General features: G+C 63.9%; 17 protein-coding genes. 11 read left to right on the top strand and 6 right to left on the bottom strand.

The annotated features are described in order from the left end of the window. Positions 1 to 857: thioredoxin (gene trxA / locus J4E53_RS09600; RefSeq protein WP_207268130.1), on the top strand; the 857-nt coding region annotated here is incomplete at its 5' end. Positions 858 to 964: 107 nt separating this feature from the next. Here the strand turns inward: trxA and J4E53_RS09595 are convergent. Then, complete coding sequence (locus tag J4E53_RS09595) at positions 965 to 1,315, bottom strand: hypothetical protein (protein ID WP_103311303.1); 351 nt, start codon at positions 1,313 to 1,315, stop codon at positions 965 to 967. 120 nt (positions 1,316 to 1,435) lie between these two features. Here J4E53_RS09595 and J4E53_RS09590 point away from each other — a divergent pair, with 120 nt between their 5' ends. From J4E53_RS09590 to J4E53_RS09570, 5 genes are all read left to right on the top strand, one after another. Next, entirely contained in the window at positions 1,436 to 2,023 is a 588-nt protein-coding gene (locus tag J4E53_RS09590) for a DUF2796 domain-containing protein (RefSeq protein WP_103311301.1), read from the top strand. A 157-nt stretch (positions 2,024 to 2,180) separates the two neighbouring features. Continuing rightward, positions 2,181 to 2,891 carry an ABC transporter ATP-binding protein gene (locus tag J4E53_RS09585; protein ID WP_103311299.1) on the top strand — a complete coding sequence of 237 codons (711 nt, stop codon included), beginning with the start codon at positions 2,181 to 2,183 and terminating at the stop codon, positions 2,889 to 2,891. Between the two features lies 1 nt (position 2,892). After that, positions 2,893 to 4,158, top strand: coding sequence for an ABC transporter permease (locus J4E53_RS09580; RefSeq protein WP_060740411.1), 1,266 nt, complete (start codon positions 2,893 to 2,895; stop codon positions 4,156 to 4,158). 11 nt (positions 4,159 to 4,169) lie between these two features. After that, a complete protein-coding gene (locus tag J4E53_RS09575) occupies positions 4,170 to 4,688 on the top strand; it encodes a DUF3299 domain-containing protein (RefSeq protein ID WP_025215734.1) in 519 nt (172 codons plus the stop codon). 248 nt (positions 4,689 to 4,936) lie between these two features. Beyond that, positions 4,937 to 5,635 carry an OmpW family protein gene (locus tag J4E53_RS09570; RefSeq protein ID WP_060740410.1) on the top strand — a complete coding sequence of 233 codons (699 nt, stop codon included), beginning with the start codon at positions 4,937 to 4,939 and terminating at the stop codon, positions 5,633 to 5,635. Between the two features lie 119 nt (positions 5,636 to 5,754). Here J4E53_RS09570 and J4E53_RS09565 read toward each other — a convergent pair whose 3' ends face one another. Then, the gene (locus tag J4E53_RS09565; protein ID WP_060740409.1) at positions 5,755 to 6,684 is read right to left on the bottom strand and encodes an NAD-dependent epimerase/dehydratase family protein; all 930 of its coding nucleotides are present in this window, start codon (positions 6,682 to 6,684) and stop codon (positions 5,755 to 5,757) included. Continuing rightward, positions 6,677 to 7,561, bottom strand: a complete 885-nt coding sequence (locus J4E53_RS09560) for a sugar nucleotide-binding protein (protein WP_060740408.1) — start codon at positions 7,559 to 7,561, stop codon at positions 6,677 to 6,679. The genes J4E53_RS09565 and J4E53_RS09560 overlap by 8 nt, the downstream gene beginning before the upstream one ends. Positions 7,562 to 7,854: 293 nt before the next feature. Here J4E53_RS09560 and J4E53_RS09555 point away from each other — a divergent pair, with 293 nt between their 5' ends. Beyond that, positions 7,855 to 12,168 (top strand): DEAD/DEAH box helicase, encoded by a 4,314-nt coding sequence (locus J4E53_RS09555; RefSeq protein ID WP_103308236.1) that lies wholly within the window; start codon positions 7,855 to 7,857, stop codon positions 12,166 to 12,168. A gap of 126 nt (positions 12,169 to 12,294) precedes the next feature. Here the strand turns inward: J4E53_RS09555 and J4E53_RS09550 are convergent, their stop codons facing one another. Next, complete coding sequence (locus tag J4E53_RS09550) at positions 12,295 to 14,382, bottom strand: mechanosensitive ion channel family protein (RefSeq protein WP_103308235.1); 2,088 nt, start codon at positions 14,380 to 14,382, stop codon at positions 12,295 to 12,297. Positions 14,383 to 14,639: 257 nt separating this feature from the next. Here J4E53_RS09550 and J4E53_RS09545 point away from each other — a divergent pair, with 257 nt between their 5' ends. Genes J4E53_RS09545 through J4E53_RS09530 form a run of 4 tightly spaced genes read left to right on the top strand, consistent with a single transcriptional unit; the run spans position 14,640 to position 18,655 of the window. Next, a complete protein-coding gene (locus J4E53_RS09545) occupies positions 14,640 to 15,566 on the top strand; it encodes a DUF72 domain-containing protein (RefSeq protein ID WP_103308234.1) in 927 nt (308 codons plus the stop codon). Then, on the top strand, positions 15,563 to 16,372 hold the full coding sequence (locus tag J4E53_RS09540) for an endonuclease/exonuclease/phosphatase family protein (protein ID WP_103308233.1): 810 nt from the start codon (positions 15,563 to 15,565) through the stop codon (positions 16,370 to 16,372). The genes J4E53_RS09545 and J4E53_RS09540 overlap by 4 nt, the downstream gene beginning before the upstream one ends. Beyond that, a complete protein-coding gene (gene clsB / locus J4E53_RS09535; RefSeq protein WP_103308232.1) occupies positions 16,369 to 17,667 on the top strand; it encodes a cardiolipin synthase ClsB in 1,299 nt (432 codons plus the stop codon). The genes J4E53_RS09540 and clsB overlap by 4 nt, the downstream gene beginning before the upstream one ends. Further along, positions 17,654 to 18,655 carry a lysylphosphatidylglycerol synthase domain-containing protein gene (locus tag J4E53_RS09530; RefSeq protein ID WP_103308231.1) on the top strand — a complete coding sequence of 334 codons (1,002 nt, stop codon included), beginning with the start codon at positions 17,654 to 17,656 and terminating at the stop codon, positions 18,653 to 18,655. The genes clsB and J4E53_RS09530 overlap by 14 nt, the downstream gene beginning before the upstream one ends. A 132-nt stretch (positions 18,656 to 18,787) precedes the next feature. On the opposite strand, the gene J4E53_RS09525 is transcribed toward J4E53_RS09530, so the two are convergent. Next, on the bottom strand, positions 18,788 to 19,546 hold the full coding sequence (locus J4E53_RS09525) for a S9 family peptidase (RefSeq protein WP_060740401.1): 759 nt from the start codon (positions 19,544 to 19,546) through the stop codon (positions 18,788 to 18,790). Then, complete coding sequence (locus tag J4E53_RS09520) at positions 19,536 to 20,639, bottom strand: DUF3182 family protein (protein WP_103308230.1); 1,104 nt, start codon at positions 20,637 to 20,639, stop codon at positions 19,536 to 19,538. The genes J4E53_RS09525 and J4E53_RS09520 overlap by 11 nt, the downstream gene beginning before the upstream one ends. Positions 20,640 to 20,958: the final 319 nt, after the last annotated feature.

Below are 20,958 nucleotides of genomic sequence, written 5' to 3'. Positions count from 1 at the left end.
CCTACATCTTCGACGCCACCACGGCCGATTTCGACCAATCGGTGATCGCGAACTCTTTCCACAAACCGGTACTGGTGGATTTCTGGGCCGAGTGGTGTGCGCCGTGCAAGGCTCTGATGCCAATGCTGCAAACCATTGCCGAGAGCTATCAAGGCGAATTGCTGCTGGCCAAGGTCAACTGCGACATCGAGCAGGACATTGTGGCCCGCTTCGGCATTCGCAGCCTGCCGACGGTGGTGTTGTTCAAGGACGGTCAGCCCGTTGATGGCTTTGCCGGTGCCCAGCCGGAATCGGCGGTACGCACGATGCTCGAACCCCATGTGCAGATGCCACCGCCGGCCGCCGCCGACCCGTTCGAACAGGCCCAGGCGCTGTTCGACGACGGTCGCTTCGCCGACGCCGAAGCCGTGCTCACCGTCTTGCTGGGTGAAGACAACACCAACGCCAAGGCCCTGATCCTGTATGCCCGCTGCCTGACCGAGCGCGGCGAGCTGGACGAAGCGCAGACGGTGCTCGACGCGGTGAAAAGCGATGAGCACAAGGCCGCCCTCGCCGGTGCCAAGGCGCAGATCCAGTTCCTCGGCCTGGCCAAGCACCTGCCGGACGCCGCCGATCTCAAGGCGCGCCTGGCGAAAGACCCGCAAGACGACGAAGCGGTGTACCAACTGGCGATCCAGCAACTGGCGCGCCAACAGTACGAAGCGGCCCTGGATGCGCTGCTCAAGCTGTTCGTGCGTAACCGCGGCTACAGCGAAGGCCTGCCCCACAAGACCTTGCTGCAAGTGTTCGAACTGCTGGGCAACGATCACCCGCTGGTGACGACCTATCGCCGCAAGCTGTTCGCGGCGTTGTATTGACTCCCCTGTAGGAGCTGCCGAAGGCTGCGATCTTTTGATCTTTTGATCTTTCGCTTGAGACTCAAGCGTCAGGGGAAAGATCGCAGCCTCGCTTCGCTCGTCAGCTCCTACGCGGTTTCGTGCCAGCTATAGAGTGGTGTGTCGCCGCCACTGATGACTTTTACATCCGAGCTATGGCGCAGGCGCACCAACAGGCGCTTGCCCGCCGAGGCACTTCCGGTCAGGCCTTCGAGCTGCTCCAGCAGGTCCGGACCGCTCAGTTGGCCGGCCTTGCGCAGCAGTTCCTTGGCGATCTGCCATTGGGCATCGTCCTGGTTCGTCGGTTTGGCCGCCGGTGCCGCCGTGCCTTCGGACTTGGCCACTTGCAACTGCGCGCCGAGCTGCGCCCAGTCGCCCTCATCCATTTCGATCGTCAAGTCCACCGGCCACTCGCCGACGGTTCCGCGTATCCGCAACATCACCGTGCTCCTGAATATTTCATGTACGCATGCTCCCATGGCCCTTGCGCGACGCCAAGCAGACGGTCAAACTCTCCGCACTTTCGTTATAAGATTACATAACCTTTTCGGAGACTCGTCATGCGTCGTCTGCTTCTCGCTTTGCCGTTCGCCCTGCTGCCATTGGCCGTCGCTCATGCGGCGGTGGAGCATGACCACGACCATGATCACGAACATGGCAGCCTCGGTGCCCATGAACACGGCGTTGCTCGACTGAACGCGGCACTGGATGGTCAGACCTTGGAGCTGGAACTGGAAAGCCCGGCGATGAACCTGGTGGGCTTCGAACACGCCGCCACCAGCGATGCCGACAAGGCCAAGGTCGCCGCGGTACGGGCGCAGTTGGACAAGCCGCTGGCACTGTTCAACCTGCCGGCCGCCGCCAAGTGCACCGTGGCCCAACAGGAACTGGAAAGCCCGTTGTTCGGCGATGAACCGGACCACGAAGACCATGATGAGGACGCCGATGGCGACGAACATCACGAGCACAGTGAGATCCATGCCCATTACCAGTTCACCTGCGCCGCCGCTGGTACATTGAAGAACCTGGACCTGGCGACACTGTTCAAAACCTTCCCGGCCACCCAGAAAATTCAGGTACAACTGATCAGCCCGAGTGGCCAACAAGGCGTGGAAGTGACGGCCAAGGCGCCAACCCTGAAATTCTGATTCACCGCAAACCCGATGTGGGAGCGAGCTTGGTGGGAGCAAAGCTTGCTCGCGATAGCGGTCCAACGGTCAACATCCAAGTTGAAGGTGATGGCCTCATCGCGAGCAAGCTCAGCTCCCACAGGTCTCCCGCAGGTTCCACTTTGAAGCGACAAACATGACCCAAGCACTCATCGAACTGTCCGACCTGGGCTTCAGTTGGCCCGGGCATCCGCCCTTGCTGGATATCCCGGCGTTTCGCCTGGAAGCGGGTGAAACCTTGTTCCTCAAGGGCCCGAGTGGCAGCGGCAAGACCACGCTGCTGGGGCTGTTGGGCGGGGTGCAAACGCCGGATCGCGGCAGCATCCGCCTGCTCGGCCAGGAACTCAGCGAACTGGCCGCCGGCCGCCGCGACCGCTTTCGCGTGGACCATACCGGCTACATCTTCCAGCAGTTCAACCTGCTGCCGTTTCTCTCGGTACGCGAGAACGTCGAACTGCCCTGCCACTTCTCGAAACTGCGCGCGCAGCGGGCCACCCAGCGCCATGGCAGTATCGATCAAGCGGCCGCCACGCTGCTGGCCCACCTGGGCTTGACCGACCCGAACCTGTTGGAGCGTCGCGCCGACTCGTTGTCCATCGGCCAGCAACAACGGGTCGCCGCCGCCCGGGCCTTGATCGGTCAACCGGAACTGGTGATCGCCGACGAACCGACTTCAGCCCTGGACTACGACGCCCGGGAAAACTTCCTGCGGCTGTTGTTCGCCGAATGCCGCGAGGCCGGGTCGAGCCTGTTGTTCGTCAGCCACGACCAGAGCCTGGCGCCGCTGTTCGACCGCCACCTCTCGCTGGCCGATCTCAATCGCGCCGCCACGCCACTCGAGGTCTGAGATGTATTTGTTCCGTCTAGCCATGGCCAGCCTGGCGAACCGCCGCTTCACCGCGATCCTCACCGCGTTTGCCATCGCCCTCTCGGTCTGTCTGCTACTGGCGGTGGAACGTGTGCGCACCGAAGCGCGAGCCAGTTTCGCCAGCACCATCAGCGGCACCGACCTGATCGTCGGAGCCCGCTCCGGCTCGGTGAACCTGCTGCTGTATTCGGTGTTTCGCATCGGCAACGCCACCAACAACATCCGCTGGGACAGCTTCGAACAGTTCGCCCAAAACCCGAAAGTGAAGTGGGCGATCCCCATGTCCCTGGGCGATTCTCATCGCGGCTATCGGGTGATGGGCACCACCGAGGCCTACTTCGAGCATTACCAGTACGGCCGCCAGCAACACCTGGAACTGGCCGATGGCCGGGCCTTCGCCACCGATCCGTTCGAAGTGGTGCTCGGTGCCGAAGTGGCCGAGGCGCTGCACTACAAGCTCGGTGACAAGCTGGTGCTGGCCCACGGCGTGGCGGCGATCAGCCTGGTCAAGCATGACGACAAGCCCTTCACCGTGGTCGGGATTCTCAAGCGCACCGGCACCCCGGTGGACCGCACGCTGCACATCAGCCTCGGCGGCATGGAGGCGATTCACATTGACTGGAAGAACGGCGTGCCAGCCCAGGGCAATGGGCGCATCAGCGCCGACCAAGCCCGTAACATGGACCTCACGCCCCAAGCGATCACCGCGTTCATGCTCGGCCTCAACAGCAAGATTTCGACCTTTGCCTTGCAACGCGAGATCAATGAGTTCCGTGGCGAACCGCTGCTGGCCATCCTCCCTGGCGTAGCACTGCAGGAGTTGTGGAGCCTGATGGGCACGGCGGAAAAGGCCTTGTTCGTGATTTCGCTGTTCGTGGTCCTGACCGGGTTGATCGGCATGCTCACAGCGATCCTCACCAGCCTCAACGAGCGTCGCCGGGAAATGGCGATCCTGCGTTCGGTGGGCGCGCGGCCGTGGCATATCGCGACGCTGCTGGTACTTGAAGCCTTTGCCCTAGCGCTCGCCGGGGTCACCGCCGGGCTGGCGTTGCTGTACATCGGTATCGCCGCCGCCCAGGGCTACGTGCAGTCGGCCTATGGCCTGTACCTGCCACTGGCGTGGCCGAGCGAATATGAATGGACGCTGCTGGCTGGCATCCTGGTCGCCGCCCTGCTGATGGGCAGCGTGCCGGCCTGGCGCGCGTATCGCCAATCGTTGGCCGACGGCCTGTCGATCCGTCTATGAGGACCTTGAAGATGCCCCGCGCCCTGCTAGCGCTGTTGATGATGGTCGCCCTGCCGCTGTGGGCGGCCGAGCCGAGGGACCTGGCCTGGTCGGAAATGATCCCGCCGGACGCACCGCCGGAAGTACCGAACATGACGCCGCTGCACGACCTGTCGAAGATGAGCGACGCTCTGGCCGCCGAGTCCGCTCCAGCCGCCAAGCAGGATTTGCCCAACGCGCCGGTGGTCAAGGCCCTCGATGGCCAGCAGATTCGCTTGCCGGGCTACATCGTGCCGCTGGAAGTCAGTGAGGAAGGTCGCACCACGGACTTCCTGCTGGTGCCGTATTTCGGCGCCTGCATCCACGTGCCGCCACCGCCGTCGAACCAGATCGTGCATGTGAAAAGCGAGGTCGGCGTGAAGCTCGACGAGTTGTACCAGCCGTATTGGGTCGAGGGGCCGATGCAGGTCAAGCCGTCCACCAGTGAACTGGCCGACGCTGGGTATCAGATGGAGGCGCAGAAGATTTATGTGTATGAGTTGCCGGAGTGAATCGGGTGGTGATGGGCAGTCCGTCAGATAGCTATCGCGAGCAAGCTCGCTCCCACAGGAGATCTCAGTGCCTATGCGACCTGTGTGGGAGCGAGCTTGCTCGCGATGGGGCCGTCAAGGCTTGCTCATCATCATTTCATTGAGCTGGGTCAATTAATCGACCAAGACTCATTGAGCTGTGTCAAAAGACCGGGCCAGGCGGCTCCGTACCATGGGACATCAATTTTGAAATGTCCTCTGGAGCCCCCATGCACAAGTCCTTGCTCAGCGCTTCCCTCGTTGCCCTCGCGCTCGCAGCCCCGCTCGCCCAGGCCCATACGGCCGGTGACATCATCGTTCGCGCCGGCGCTATCACCGTCAATCCAGAGGCCGACAGCTCCAGCGTCAAGGTCGACCGTGGCCCGCTGGCCGGCGCCGACCTGGGTGGCAAGGCCACCATGAGCAGCGACACGCAACTGGGCCTGAACTTCGCCTACATGCTGACCAACAATTGGGGTATCGAACTGCTGGCGGCCTCGCCGTTCGAGCACGACGTGAAAATCAAAGGCACCGCCCTCGGCGCGGCCAATGGCAAGCTCGGCACCCTCAAGCACCTGCCGCCCACACTGAGCCTGGTCTACTACCCGCTCGACGCCAAGTCGGCGTTCCAGCCCTATGTCGGCGCCGGTATCAACTACACCTGGATCTACGACGAACACGTGGGCAGCGAAGCCAGCGCCAATGGCTTCAGCAACTTCCGGGCGAAAAACAGCTGGGGCATGGCCTGGCAAGTCGGTGCCGACTACATGCTGACCGACAACATCATGATCAACGGCCAGATCCGCTACATCGACATCGATACCACCGCCTATGTGGACAACAACGCCGTGGCCGGCGGTACCCGGGCCAAGGTGGATGTCGACGTGGATCCGTTCATCTACATGGTGGGGTTGGGCTACAAGTTCTAAGCCGAACTTAAAGGTACGAATATCCCTGTGGGAGCGAGCTTGCTCGCGATGACGGTGGATCAGCCAGCAATGATGCTGACTGACCCAGCGCTATCGCGAGCAAGCTCGCTCCCACAGTTTTAGCGCCCCAGCAACCGCGCCAACCCCACACTCATCGGTGTTTGCGGAGGAAAGCTGAAGCGCTCCAACAACCGGTGGTTGTCGGCCCGGGAATGGCGAATGTCACCGGAACGCGCCGGGCCGTAGCTGATCGGTGGCAGGTCGCCCACCACGGCGGCCAGGGCCTGGAGCATCTGCTTGAGGGTCGTGGCCTGGTTCCAGCCGACGTTCACCGCGCCCACTTCCACCTCGGGCTTCTCGATGGCCTGCACCAGCAAGTCCACCAAATCTTCGACATAGACAAAGTCACGGGTCTGCTCGCCGTCGCCGAATACAGTGATTGGCAGGCCTTTCTGTGCCCGTTCGCTGAAGATGCTGATGACCCCGGAGTACGGCGATGACGGATCCTGGCGCGGCCCGTAGATGTTGAAGAAGCGGAACACCACCGGTTCCAGCGCGTGCTGGCGGCGATAGAAATCGAAGTAGAACTCGCTGGCCAGCTTGTCCGAGGCATAGGGCGTGAGCGGGGCCTTAGGGGTTTCTTCGTCGATGGACTCGCCTTCGCCGTTGTTGCCGTAGACCGCTGCGCTGGAAGCGAACAACACCCGCTTCACACCGGCCTGGCGCATGGCTTCGCAGACATTCAGCGTGCCGATGAAATTGCTCTGGTGGGTGCGCACGGGGTCGTCCACCGAGGCTTGCACCGAGGCCACCGCCGCCAGGTGCGCCACGGCGCTGCAACCGGCCATGGCCCGGGCCACCAGCGCGGCATCGGCGACGTCGCCTTCGATCAGTTCGACCGCCGGGTTGTCCAGCGGCAGGTTGCTGCGCTTGCCGGTGGACAGGTCATCGAGGATGCGCACCGCATGCCCCTTGGCGAGCAAGGCGTCGGTCAGGTGCGAACCAATGAAACCCGCGCCGCCGGTGATTAAAACAGGGCCTTCAGCCATGGCGATAAAACCTATCCAGTAAGCCCGGGAGTGCGGCGCGCCAGGCGCGGGGCTTGATCCCGAAAGTGTGCAGAATTTTCTTGCAGGCCAGCACCGCGTGCTGCGGTTCCTCCGCGGCGTCCGGCCGTGCGGCATGAGCCTGGGGCGTGGGCGACTCGATGGCCAGCGGATGCAGGGCGCGGGCTTCGGTGAGGATCGCCTGGCCCAGCGCCAGTGGCGTGGTCGCCTCATGCCCGGCGTAATGATAGGTGCCCCACAGCGGCGCCGCGCAATCGAGCTGCTTGAGCACCGAGATGATCACCCGCGCGGCATCGTCCACGGGCGTCGGATTACCCCGGCGGTCGTCAGCCAGCAACAGTTCTTCGGGCTGCTCGGCCCGGGCCAGGAAACGGCCGAGGGTACCATCGGCGCTGTCGTCCAGCAGCCAGCCGAAACGCAGCAACACATGCTGCGGGCAGGTGGCGCGCACGCTTTGCTCGATCCGCCACAGCGCCTGGCCGCGCACGCCCAGGGGCACGGGCTCGTCTTTCTCGCTGTAGGCGGTGGCACGGGAACCGTCGAACACTCGATAGCTCGACGGTTGCAGCAAGATGATGTTGTGATGCTGGCACAGCCCGGCCAGACGCTCGACAGCGCGCTCCTGGCTGGCCAGGCGCTGCTCGCTGACGGCCTCGGCCTGGAACCAGTCGAAGTAGTACGCCAGGTTGATCAAGGCGTCCGGGCGGGTGTCGTCGAGCAGTTGCGTCAGGCTCGCGGCATCCCAGCCGTCTTCGGGCGGGCGGGGGGCAAGAAAACCGATGTCTTCTTCTGCACCGAGGCGAATCAGCGCCTGCCCAAGGGCATTTCCGCCGCCCAGTAACATAAGGCGCATTCGCATAAAGTCAGCAGGCCCACTCTATTGGCACAAAAAATTGGGTCGACAACGCCCGCAGGCGTTGCCGGAATCGTTGCATTTTGCGGGTTTAGTGCGCAACCGTCACCCGTAAAGTGTGGATCCGGCATTTGTGTGCGCCTTGATGCCGCTATCGCGAGCGAGCTCGCTCCCACAGGGATCGCATAGGCACTGATATCTTGTGTGGGAGCGAGCTTGCTCGCGATGAGGCCCTGACAGGCGATGGATCTCTCAGCCGATACTTGCATCTCCCCCGCTCCGTCCGCATAAACTGCCCTATGAATCTGCCCCTTGCAGCCGACCACGCCATGGCAGGCTTTCACCCCGCCGTTCGCGCCTGGTTCAGCCAGACCTTCCCGGCGGTCACGGCCGCCCAGGCCCGGGCGTGGCCGTTGATCGGCCAGCGGCGTTCGGTGCTGGTCGCGGCACCCACCGGCTCGGGCAAGACCTTGACCGCGTTTCTCGCGGTGCTCGATGACCTGGTGCACCGCGGCTTGGAACAAGGCGGCCTGCCGGACCAGACCCTGGTGGTCTACGTCTCGCCGCTCAAGGCCCTGAGCAACGATATACAGATCAACCTGCAGAATCCCCTGGCCGGCATCACCGAGCAGTTGCAACGAATGGGCTTGCCACCCTTGCCGATCACCACCGCCGTACGCACCGGCGACACGCCGCAAAAAGACCGCTCGGCAATGCGCAAGACCGCGCCGCACATCCTGGTGACCACGCCTGAATCGCTCTACGTGCTGCTCGGTTCCGATTCCGGCCGGCAGATGCTCGCCAGCACCCGCACGGTGATCGTCGATGAAATCCACGCCATCGCCGCCAGCAAGCGCGGCAGCCACCTGGCCTTGAGCCTGGAGCGCCTGCAAGCCCTGTGCGCCGAACCCCTGATGCGCATCGGCCTGTCGGCCACGCAAAAGCCCATCGAAGCGGTGTCACGGTTTCTCGTCGGTGAAGGCCGCGCCTGTGAAATCGTCGACATCGGCCACGCCCGTCCCCGGGACCTGGACATCGAGGTGCCACCGGTGCCGCTGTCGGCGGTGATGGCCAATGACGTGTGGGAGCTGGTCTACAACCGTCTCGCCGAGCTGGCCCGGGCGCATCGCACCACCCTGGTGTTCGTCAACACGCGGCGCCTGGCCGAACGCCTCAGTCGTCATCTGAGCGAACGCCTGGGCAAGGACGCCGTGGCCGCCCACCACGGCAGCCTGGCGAAGGAGTTTCGCCTCGACGCCGAACAACGCCTCAAGCGCGGCGAACTGCAGGTACTGATCGCCACCGCCTCCCTGGAGCTGGGCATCGATATCGGCGATGTCGACCTGGTCTGCCAAATTGCCTCGCCCCGTTCGATCTCGGCGTTCCTGCAAAGAGTGGGACGCTCTGGCCACCAGGTCGGCGGCACGCCCAAGGGCCGCCTGTTCGCCACCACCCGCGACGACTTGATCGAATGCGCCGCCCTGCTCGATTGCGTGCGCCGCGGCGAACTCGACATCCTGCACATCCCCAAGGCGCCGCTGGATGTGCTGGCCCAGCAGATCGTCGCCGAAGTCAGTTGCCAGGAATGGCCGGAACAGGCGCTGTTGGAGACCTTCCGCCGCGCCGCGCCCTACGCCGAGCTGGACGAAGGGCATTACCAGGCGCTGTTGCAGATGCTCGCCGAAGGCCTCAATGGCCGCCAGGGCGTGCGCAGCGCCTACCTGCACCGCGACGCCGTGACCCGGACCCTGCGCGGGCGTCGGGGCAGCAAACTGACGGCGGTGACCAGCGGCGGCACCATTCCGGACAACGCCGACTACAGCGTGCTGCTCGAACCCCAGGGCTTGAACATCGGCAGCGTCAACGAAGACTTCGCGGTGGAGAGCATTGCTGGCGATGTGTTCCAACTGGGCAATACGTCTTACCGCATCATCCGCGTCGAGACCGGTCGCGTGCGGGTCGAGGACGCCCAGGGCCAACCGCCGACCATTCCGTTCTGGCTCGGCGAGGCCCCGGGGCGCAGCGACGAGTTGTCTTGGGCCGTGGCTCGCCTGCAAGCCCAGCTCGACCACCTGCTCGGCGCCACGCCGGGCAACCTGCAACCGGCCCTCGACTGGCTGACCGGCACCTTGCGCCTGAACCTCGCCAGCGCCGAACAATTGGTCGATTACCTGGCCCCGGCGCGCCAAGCCTTCGGCGCCCTGCCGTCCCAGGACACGCTGCTGATGGAGCGGTTTTTCGACGAGTCCGGCGGCACGCAACTGATCATCCACACGCCCTTCGGCAGCCGCATCAACCGCGCCTGGGGCCTGGCCTTGCGCAAGCGCTTCTGCCGCACCTTCAACTTCGAATTGCAGGCCGCCGCCAGTGAAGACGCCATCGTGCTCTCGCTGTCCACCAGCCACAGCTTCGAACTGGACGAGGTCTGGCGTTACCTGAACAGCCACAGCGCCGAACAGATCCTGGTCCAGGCGGTGCTGGATGCACCGCTGTTCGGCGTGCGCTGGCGCTGGAACGCCGGCGTGGCCCTGGCCCTGCCGCGCTACACCGGCGGGCGCAAAGTCGCCCCGCAGATCCAGCGGATGAAAAGCGAAGACCTGATCGCCAGTGTGTTTCCGGACCAGATCGCCTGCCTGGAAAACCTCGCCGGCGAGCGGGAGATCCCCGATCACCCGCTGGTGGAACAGACCCTCGACGATTGCCTGCACGAAGCCATGGACAGCGAAGGTTGGCTGACGCTGTTGCGGCGCATGGAAGCGGGCCAGATTCGCCTGATCAGCCGCGACCTGCCGGCGCCCTCGCCGCTGGCGGCAGAAATCCTCAGCGCCCGTCCCTACACCTTTCTCGACGACGCGCCGCTGGAAGAACGGCGGACCCAGGCGGTGATCAACCGGCGCTGGAGCGATCCACAATCCACCGACGACCTTGGCGCGCTGGACGCCGAAGCCATCCAGTCGGTCCGGGATGAGGCCTGGCCGACGCCGGCCAATCTCGATGAGATGCACGAAGCCTTGATGAGCCTGGCCTGCATCGCCGACAGCGAAGCCGACGCCCACCCATCGTGGCGGGATTGGCTGCAGGCACTGGCCGCGAGTGGTCGCGCCAGCCACATACAGATCAGCGCCGAGCGGGGTCTGTGGGTACCGCTGGAGCGCCTGACCTGCTTGCAAGCCCTTTATCCACAGGCTCGCTGGGAACCGGCTCTGACCCCACCGGCCGATTTCGATGAAGCCTGGAACGTCGACGAAGCCCTGGTGGAAGTACTCCGCGCCCGGCTCAGTGCCTTCGGTCCGCTGCCGTTGAAGGCCATCGCCTACCCGCTGGGGTTATCGACCCCGCAGGTCACCCAGGCCCTGGCGCAGCTCGAGCAGCAAGGCTACGTGCTGCGCGGGCGCTTCACGCCGGGCATCGGGCAGGAGGAATGGTGCGAGCGGCATTTGCTGGCGCGGATCCATCGCTACACGGTCAAGCGCCTGCGCCGGGAAATCGAGCCGGTGATGTTGCAGGACTTCATGCGGTTCCTGTTCGACTGGCAGCACCTGTCGTCGTCCACCCAGGGCCGGGGCAATGCCGTGCTGCCGTCGATCCTCGGCCAGTTCGAAGGCTACCCGGCCGCCGCCTCGGCCTGGGACAGCGACCTGTTGCCCGGGCGGATCAAGGACTATTCACCCAGTTGGCTCGATGAGTTGTGCCGCAGCGGCAAGTGGGTATGGACGCGCCTGAGCGCGCGCCAGAAGCCGTCCGCCAGTGCCCTGCGCAGTACGCCGGTGGTGTTGCTGCCGCGCAGCCAGGTGGCGTTGTGGAGCAGCCTGGCCGGGCAAACAGCCCTTGATGAGTTGTCACCCAAGACGCAGAAAGTCCATCAGGCCCTGAGGGAGCATGGCGCGCTGTTTTTCGATGAACTGGCCCATGAAGCCCACCTGCTGCGCAGCGAACTGGAAATCGCCTTGCAGGAACTGGTGGGCGCCGGGTTGGTGAATGCCGACAGCTTTGCCGGCTTGCGCGCGCTGATCACCCCGGCCAGCAAACGCCAGGCCCGCAGCAGCCGGCGCGGGCGCGGCGCGTTTGTCGGCGGCATGGACGACGCCGGGCGCTGGGCCTTGTTGCGCCGCAGCCAACCCGCCCCCGTGGAAGGCCACCGCCCGGCGCCCACCGCGCCGCAGACCCTGGAACACATCGCCATGACCCTGCTGCGCCGTTACGGCGTGGTGTTCTGGCGCTTACTGGAGCGGGAGGCCGAGTGGCTGCCGAGTTGGCGCGAGCTATTGCGCACGTTCCATCGCCTGGAGGCGCGGGGCGAGATTCGCGGCGGGCGGTTTGTCAGCGGCCTGGCGGGGGAACAGTTCGCCCTGCCCGAAGCGATTCCGTTGCTGCGCGAAACCCGCCGCCGCCCCACCGATGGCAGCTTGGTGGCGGTGTGCGGGGTCGACCCGCTGAACCTGGCCGGCACCTTGCTGCCGGGGGCGAAAGTGCCGGCGCTGGCGAGTAATCGGCTGGTGTATCGGGACGGCTTGCCGGTGGCGGCGCAGATTGCCGGCAAGCAGCATCTTTGGATCGAGTTGGATGCTCAAGGGATGGCTGAGGTCCGGAACAAGCTTGTTCAGAAAGGTTGAGGGTGTCTGGACGGGCCCTATCGCGAGCAAGCTCGCTCCCACAGGGGTTGTACATTCACCACAAACCTACTGTGGGAGCGAGCTTGCTCGCGATAGGGCCGGCAACCCCACCACAAACCTCACCCACTACCGAGGTTGATCAGGTACCTCCTCCCCCTCTTTCCTCTCCTCAACCAACCGCTTGGGCAACATCACCTGCTGTGGATAAGTCTGCGCAAAGTGCACCGCCGGGTGGTTATCCACAAGCTTCTTCAACTGCTGGTTGAACGCCCGGCTCACCGCATATTGCCCACCCGACACGGTGCGGAACTGCGCCGTGAGCACCACGCCGTTGAGGTCCATCTTGTCCACGCCGAACACATCCAGCGGCCCTTGCAGGTTGAACTTGAGGAACGGGTCTTCGGCGATCGAACGCCCGGCTTCGCGGATCAGCTCGATGGCCTGGTCAACATCGGTGTCGTAAGTGAATTGCACGGAGAAAAACGCAAAGGCGAATTGCCGGGATTGGTTGGTCACCGCCTTGATCTGGCCGAACGGCACCGAGTGCACGAAACCCTTGCCGTCGCGCAGGCGCAGGGTGCGGATGGTCAGGCCTTCGACCGTGCCGGCGTGGCCCGAGCTGAGCACCACCCAGTCGCCGATGGACAGCGTGTCTTCAATGATGATGAACAGCCCGGTGATCACGTCCTGCACCAGTTGCTGCGAACCGAAACCGATCGCCAGCCCCACCACTCCGGCCCCGGCCAGCAACGGCGCAACGTTGATGCCCAGGTTGGCCATGGTGGTGATTGCGCAAATCACCACCAGGATGATTTTCGCTGCGTTGCGCAACAGCGGCAGGATGGTCTTGACCCGGGTGCTGGGCTGGCGGGCCCCGCGCTTGTTCAGTGGCGGCTTCAAGGCTTCCTGGATCGCCGTGTCGAGCACCACCCACGTGAGCCAGGTCATCAGGAAGATCAGGCCGATGCGGCTCAAGGAATCGCTGATCGCCCGGCCTATGGCGTTGCGCGAGGCGAACTCGAACAGGGAAATGCCCCAGATCCGCCCGAGGACTTCAATGAATACCACCGCCATGACGATCCGCAACAAAGCGTGCAACAGGCTCAACAGCCGCCCCTTGTAGGCGCTGTTGTGCTGGATAGCCTCGGCCTTGGGCGACTTGAAGACATGCTGGAACACCGTGCTGAGAAACACCGTGGCGATCAGCAGGATGGTGGTGAACAGCGCGCAACGCAGGGCTTTCTGGTTGTCCTCGCCGACACCGATCAGGCTCACCGCCGACACCAGCACCATCAACAGGATCGGCCAATACCAGAGCCCGGAAAAAATCCGCAGCGACTCCTGCAAGGCCGGTTGTTTCAAGCGCTGGGCCAGCGGACGGTTGCGGATCAGGTGCGCCACCGGGCGGCGCATGCGGATCACCAGCCAGCCAAAGATCATCGACGCCGACAACCCGGTGAACACCGCGACGCTGCTGGTGATGTTGCCGCCCAGTTGCCGGGCGATCTGCGGGCTGGTCAGGGCATCGCTGAGGGCGGCGAGAAAGCCGATCAGGAACAACGGTCGGGGGCTGAAACGCCGGATCATCGCCACCGCCCGGCGTTTGTGGCCGGCGTTGAACATCACGATCACGCACAGCAACACCGAGGTGGAGAAAATACCGCTGCTGGTGGCGTAGGCGAAGCATAACGCCAGGGCGCGACCGACCGAGACTTGCAGAAAGTGACTGACATAGAGGGTCAACGGCAGGCAGATCAATGCCGCAGCGGTGTACGGCAGCAGATAACCGAGCAGGTCGCGCACGCGCCGGCGGGTGCGCAGCCAGCGCCGGTGGCCCAGATGTCGCAACAGCAACCGCGCCGCGGACCAGATCAGCGCAAACGCGCCGAGCCAGACACTGGACAACAACAGGAAATCCCCCGCCACGCGCCAGGACGAACGGGACGTCTGGTCCACCAGCCGGTCCACCTCATCCGCCGCCCGGTCCGCCCGCAGGCGCCAGGCATCCACCAGGCTTTGGTTGAGGTCGAGTTTGTCCTGGACGTCGTCGATGCTCGAACTGATGGCCCCCAATAAACCGCCCTGCACTAGCGGCGCAGGTTCGGCGGGCGGTTCATCGGGCTTGGAGGTGCCAGGGACGGCGGCGGTCCCGTAGGCGCTGGTGCCGGTCAGCGCCAGCAAGAACAGCAGCAATACAGTGCTCAATCGAGACAAAACGCGAGGCTCCTTCACGCGGGATCGGTAAGGAACTGATCAATATTGCGCCAGCAAGTTCGCTCGCAAGGCCAATACAAACCTTGTGGCGAGGGAGCTTGCTCCCGCTGGGGCGCGCAGCGGCCCTGTTTTTGGGACTGCTGCGCCTCCCTCGCCACAGGTTCACTGCCGCCGGGCATCCCATCGAAACTTTCCGGGCCGCGCAACAGTCATCAAAAGACACAGGCGGTACGAGGTCATTGGCACGGGAGGGATACATGACGGCGATCCACATTGGTATTTCCGGCTGGCGCTACACGCCTTGGCGGGGAGATTTCTACCCCAAGGGGCTGACCCAGAAACGGGAACTGCAATTTGCCTCGCGAGCGGTCAACAGTATCGAAATCAATGGATCGTTCTACGCCCTGCAACGCCCCGAACGGTATGCCCAGTGGTATGCCGAGACACCGTCCGGCTTCGTGTTCAGCGTCAAGGCCCCGCGCTTCATCACCCACATCAGGCGTCTGCGGGACATCCGCAAGCCTTTGGCCAACTTCTTCGCCTCCGGCGTGCTGGAGCTCAAGGAGAAATTGGGGGCGATCCTCTGGCAGTTTCCACCCAGCTTCAAATTCGATCCCGAGCTGTTTGAAGATTTCCTCAAGCAATTGCCCCACGACACCGAAGGCGCCGCCGCCCTGGCCCGGGAGCATGAGCCGCGCCTGGACGGCCACGCCAGCACCACGACTGACAAAAAGCGCCCACTGCGCCACGCCGTGGAAATCCGTCATGAGAGTTTCATCGACCCGCACTTCATCACGTTGCTCAAGCGCTACGACGTGGCCCTGGTGATCGCCGACACAGCCGGCAAATGGCCCTATCGTGAAGACGTCACCAGCGATTTCGTCTACCTGCGCCTGCATGGCGCCGAGGAGCTGTACGCCAGCGGCTACACCGACGAGGCGTTGAAGCGCTGGGGCGACCGGATCGAGGCCTGGAGCCACGGCAAGCAGCCGAGCGACGCGCACCTGATCGACCCGGACAAGAAACCCCGGGCACGCCAGAGCCGGGAAGTATTCTGCTATTTCGACAACGACATCAAAGTCCGCGCGCCCTACGACGCACGCCATTTGCTGGAACATTTCCATCTGGACAAGGACCTCGCCACCGCGCCCGGCCAGCGACCAGCTGAAGGGGTGTTGCCATGAACCGTCCGCAAACCAGCGAAGCGACCTGCGAGCCGACCCGACAAGGGGCTCAGGATCTCGACAAGGTCAGCCGTTTCACCGTGCTGACCGTCAACACCCACAAGGGCTTCACCGCCCTGAACCGGCGCTTCATCCTGCCGGAACTGCGCGAAGCGGTGCGCAGCGTGTCCGCCGACGTGGTGTTCCTGCAGGAAGTCCACGGCACCCACGAACACCATCCCCAGCGCTACAGCAACTGGCCGAGCATGCCGCAATACGAATTCCTCGCCGACACCCTCTGGCCACAGTTCGCCTATGGGCGCAACGCGGTGTACCCGGCGGGCGATCATGGCAATGCGTTGTTGTCGAAATTCCAGATCATCCGCCACGACAACCTGGACGTGTCCATCAGCGGCCATGAAAACCGCGGCATGCTCCACAGCGTGCTGCGCCTGCCGGGCGATGGGCAGGATGTGCATGCCATCTGCGTCCACTTGGGGCTGCGCGAAGGTCATCGTGTCGAGCAACTCAAGCTGCTTCGCCAACGCTTGAGCGAACTGCCGCCCGATGCACCGGTGATCGTTGCCGGCGACTTCAACGATTGGCGCGGCAAAGCCAGTGAACTGCTCGAACCCTGCGGCCTGCGGGAAGTGTTCGCCGAGCAGTGGGGCAAGCCGGCCCGCAGCTTTCCGGCGCGCCTGCCGATCCTGCGCCTGGACCGCATCTACGTGCGCAACCTCAAGGCCCATCATCCCAAGGTGTTGAACGTACGACCCTGGTCGCACCTTTCCGACCATGCACCGCTGTCGGTGGAGATCGAATTATGAGCGCGACGATGGACAAGGCGACGGTAGAACAGGTCGACACGACGCCCACCGAACGCGACCCGGCGCTGGCCGATATCGAATACGGCTGGCACGGCAACAATCGCGTCACGTTGCTGGAAAACGGCGAGGAATATTTCCCCAGGGTCTTCGAGGCCATTCGCCGGGCCGAAACAGAAATCCTGCTTGAGACCTTCATTCTGTTCGAGGACAAGGTCGGCTACGAACTGCGGGACCTGCTGGTGGAAGCCGCCCAGCGTGGCGTGCGCATCACCGTCAGCCTCGATGGCTTCGGCTGCGGTGAGTTGACCACCGCTTTCCTGGCCTCGTTGAGCGACGCCGGGGTGCGCTTGCAGATGTTCGATCCGGCACCCCGGCGCTTGGGCATCCGCACCAACTGGTTCCGCCGCCTGCACCGCAAGATCGTGGTGGTGGACGGGGTGATTGCCTTCATCGGCGGGATCAACTTTTCCGCCGACCACTTGGGGGATTTCGGCCCCGAGGCCAAGCAGGACTATTCCGTGGAGATCAAGGGGCCGGCGGTGGTGGACATCCATCACTTCGCCCTGCTGCAAAGCGGCCGTCCGTCCCGGGCCAAGTATTGGTGGCAACGCCGCCGCAGCCGCCGCAATGAGCTGGCCGTCAACGACCATGACGGCCAGGTGCGCCTGGTCTACCGGGATAACCACGAGCATCAGACCGACATCGAAGAGGTCTACCTGCAGGTGCTACGCAGCGCCCAGCGGCGGGTGGTGATCGCCAACGCGTATTTCTTCCCCGGCTACCGGTTGCTGCGCGAGATCCGCAACGCGGCGCGGCGCGGCGTGGAGGTGCGGCTGATCCTGCAAGGGCAACCGGACATGATGATCGCCAAGCTCGCGGCCCGGATGCTCTACAGCTACCTGCTCAAGGCCGGCGTGGTGATCTACGAATACTGCGAGCGGCCGCTGCACGGCAAAGTCGCCTTGGTGGATGAGGACTGGAGCACGGTGGGTTCAAGCAACCTCGACCCACTGAGCCTGTCGCTGAACCTGGAGGCCAACGTGCTGATCCGGGACCGGACGTTCAACCGTGAGCTGTTCGAGCGCCTCGACTACCTGAGCCGCAACCATTGCACGGTCATGCCCGAAAACCATGCGCCGCGGGGCCTGCTGTGGCGCATGACCATCGGTTTCATGGTGTTCCACTTTTTGCGCCATTTCCCGGCCTGGGCCGGCTGGCTGCCGGCCCATAAACCACGCCTGAAACCTTTTTCACCGCCGACGGCGGTCCGGAGCGAACCCCATGAACCACTCTGAAGCGCACACCGCGCCGAGAGATGCCCATGCGCCGGAACAGGCCAAGCCCAAATCCCGCTGGAGCCGTTGGAAAAGACCGCTGACCCTGGTGTTTTTCCTGCTGTTGATCGTGCTCTTCACCGCCCTGGCCCGGCGCATCGATTGGTCCGAGGTGTTCGCCACCCTGGCCGATTTCAAAGTGCGCACCTTGATCATCGCCGCTGCGCTGACCATCACCAGCTTCATCACCTACGCCTGCTTCGATCTGATCGGACGCACCTACATCCGCCAGAAACTCGGTTGGCGGCAGATTTTGCCGGTGGGGGTGATCAGTTATGCCTTCAATCTCAACCTCAGCGCCTGGGTAGGCGGTATCGCCATGCGCTATCGCCTGTATTCGCGGCTGGGCGTCAGCAGCGGGAACATCGCCAAGATCCTCGGCCTGAGCCTGGCCACCAACTGGTTCGGCTACATGACATTGGCCGGGGTGGTGTTCAGCAGCGGCCTGGTGACCATGCCGCCAGGCTGGAAACTCAGCAGCGATGCGTTGCAAGGCGTGGGCGTGCTGTTGTTGCTGGCGAGTGCCGGGTACCTGGCGGCCTGCAGGTTTTCCAAGCGTCGGGCCTGGACCATCCGCGGCATGGAGATCAACCTGCCGTCGCTGCGCATGGCGGTGCTGCAACTGGCGTTGGGCGCACTGAACTGGTCGTTGATGGCGGCGGTGATTTTCACCTTGCTGCCCAGCAAACTGGATTACCCGATGGTGCTCGGGGTGTTGCTGATCAGCAGCATTGCCGGGGTCATCACTCACATTCCGGCGGGGCTCGGGGTGTTGGAGGCGGTGTTCGTTGCCCTGCTGCAACATGAGGTGTCGCGGGGCAGTCTGCTGGCGGGGCTGATCGCTTACCGGGCGATCTATTTCATCCTGCCGTTGCTGATTACCGTGGTGATGTACCTGGTGATCGAGGCGAAGGCCAAGGCGTTGCGGGTCAAGCCTGGGGTCAAGTGAAGTGATGGGTTGCCTGGCCTGGCCTCATCGCGAGCAAGCTCGCTCCCACATTGGATCGGTCGTGAACACACCTATCTCGATCGCCACACACCCTCCTGTGGGAGCGAGCTTGCTCGCGATGAGGCCCCACGATCAGCGCGCCTGAATAATGCTCAACCGCTCTCCCACCACCATTTCCGTGATCCAGTCCACCAGGATCGAGGTGTAGGCCTGTTGTGACACGGGGTCGCTCAAGGCATGGTCGGCGCCGTCGATGATCCGGTGGGTCAGCGAATGGGTCTGCTGGCACGCCGCCCGGTAGCTCATGATGGTGGCATGGGGCACGTAGGCATCGGTCTCGGATTCCACCAGCAACACATCGCCGGTGAACTGCGAGCACGCGTGCAGCGCGCGATTGGTGCTGGCGTGCACCAGAGTGCTGCGGTAATCCAGCAGGTCAGTCTTGTCCAGGTCGCGCTTGGGCGTGTGCCATTGCTCGTCGCGGTACAACGCCGGCACCCGCAGGGCCAGCCAGCGCACCGGGCGCAGCGACGTCAGGATCGAGGCCAGGTAACCGCCATAACTGGTGCCTACCACGGCAATCGCCGAGGTATCCAGGGCGGGGTGGGCGAGCAAGCGGTCGTATGCCGCCAACAGATCCCGCAGGTTGTCCTCACGGGTCACTCGCGACAACGGGATGCCCGCCCCGCCGGTGTGCCCGCGCAAGTCGAAGGTCAGGCACACGCAACCGAGGCCGGCGATGCCTTTGGCCCGTTCCAGGTCACGCTCCTGGCTGCCACCCCAGCCGTGCACGAACAACACGCCAGGGACCTTCGATTTGGGGCTCAGGAACGTCCCGTCCATGCGTTCATCGTCGATTTCGATTTGAATGGTTTCACTTCTAGCCGTCATAGGATTGAACCGTTACGTATTTGAGAAGAAAGTCGCTGTTGTGGGCCTCGCCGCGATAAACCTCCCTGGCCCCGGCTGGCAGCGGTTGGTCGAGGTAGGTTTCCACCGAAGACACCCGCACCGCGTTGGTCTCAGGCGTTTCGACGAACACCTGCAACGCCGCCAGTTCGGCGCTGCTGGCCCCGCCCATGCGCCACGACTGTTCCAACACGCCGCCACGAGGCTGGCCGGCGGCATCCAGGCCCTGGGCAATGTCGTAATTGCGCCGCGACGCAAAAAAGCTCGGGTAGGCCTGGTTGGCGGCGTCATCGAACACTTGCGCCAGCCGCACCGCCTCGCGCACATCGTCGGGCAGTTCGAGCCTGAGCAGCTCGATGTAGCCGCCCTGCACCACCAGCAGGTCCGACCCGCCGTACACCTCCAGCCCTTCGCTGTCGTGGGTCAGGTGTTGCACGCCGCAATAGCTCAGGACCTGGCCGTTGATGAAGCTCTGGCCGACGCTCTGGGTCTTGACCTCGTTGAGGTGCTGTTCCAGCGCCACGCCTTCACCAAACAGCGCCTGGGCGTCGGGCCCGGCGGCGATTTCATCGAACTGTGCCAGGCTCTTGATCAGCCGTTGACCACGTCCGGCGCAGGCATGGATCGGCTTGATGCGGATCGGCCCGGTGTAGAGCAAATGTTCGGCGGCCGGGCGGGCGTCCTTGAGCGAAAAGACCGTCACGCCGTCGAGCACCGCGCCTCGCGTCAGCTTGGCAAACAGCGGCGACCAGCCTTTGGGCGCCACCGCGTCCTTATTCAACAGACCGTGGGTAATCGCCTTGGTGCAGATAAAATCATGCTCGACATACCCACCCCACACATCCTCCGGCCCCTTCACCCCCAGGCGCATCAAGGTTTCGGTGCCGATCAGGGTTTGCGTGGGCAACAGATAAAGATCCTGACCGGCACTGGGGTCATGGCTGTCGCCGTACTCCCAACCCAGGATCTGCGCCAGCCACTGGGCCAGTGCACGGTTGGTCTCGACCTCATGGCGCGGCGCTTGTGGATTGACCGAATAGGCCACGACCCGTTTGTTGCGATTGACTGATGTCATGCGGTGCCCTTCCTCCTGCGCTCGATGGCTTTAGGTAAGGATAGGTGCAGAGATCAGGCCAATGATGTCATCGGCAAGGATGGGGCAGCCAAGCGGGCGACTTGTGTGCAGTTGATAGCAACGGGCCTGTTTCATTCTGCACGACACAGGCTTGGCATCCCGCAAATTGCACGATATCCAGCAGCAGACGCAGCACCCTGTGGCGAGGGAGCTTGCTCCCGCTGGGGTGCGAAGCGCCCCCAAGGAACCTACACCGCAGTGTGTCAGTTAGGATGGTGGGGCTGCTGCGCAGCCCAGCGGGAGCAGGCTCCCTCGACAC

Origin of the sequence: Pseudomonas sp. FW305-28 (genome assembly GCF_017351395.1) — a bacterium.
Taxonomy (GTDB): Bacteria; Pseudomonadota; Gammaproteobacteria; order Pseudomonadales; family Pseudomonadaceae; genus Aquipseudomonas; species Aquipseudomonas fluorescens_AA.
This window is presented reverse-complemented; position numbering and strand designations above follow the sequence as displayed.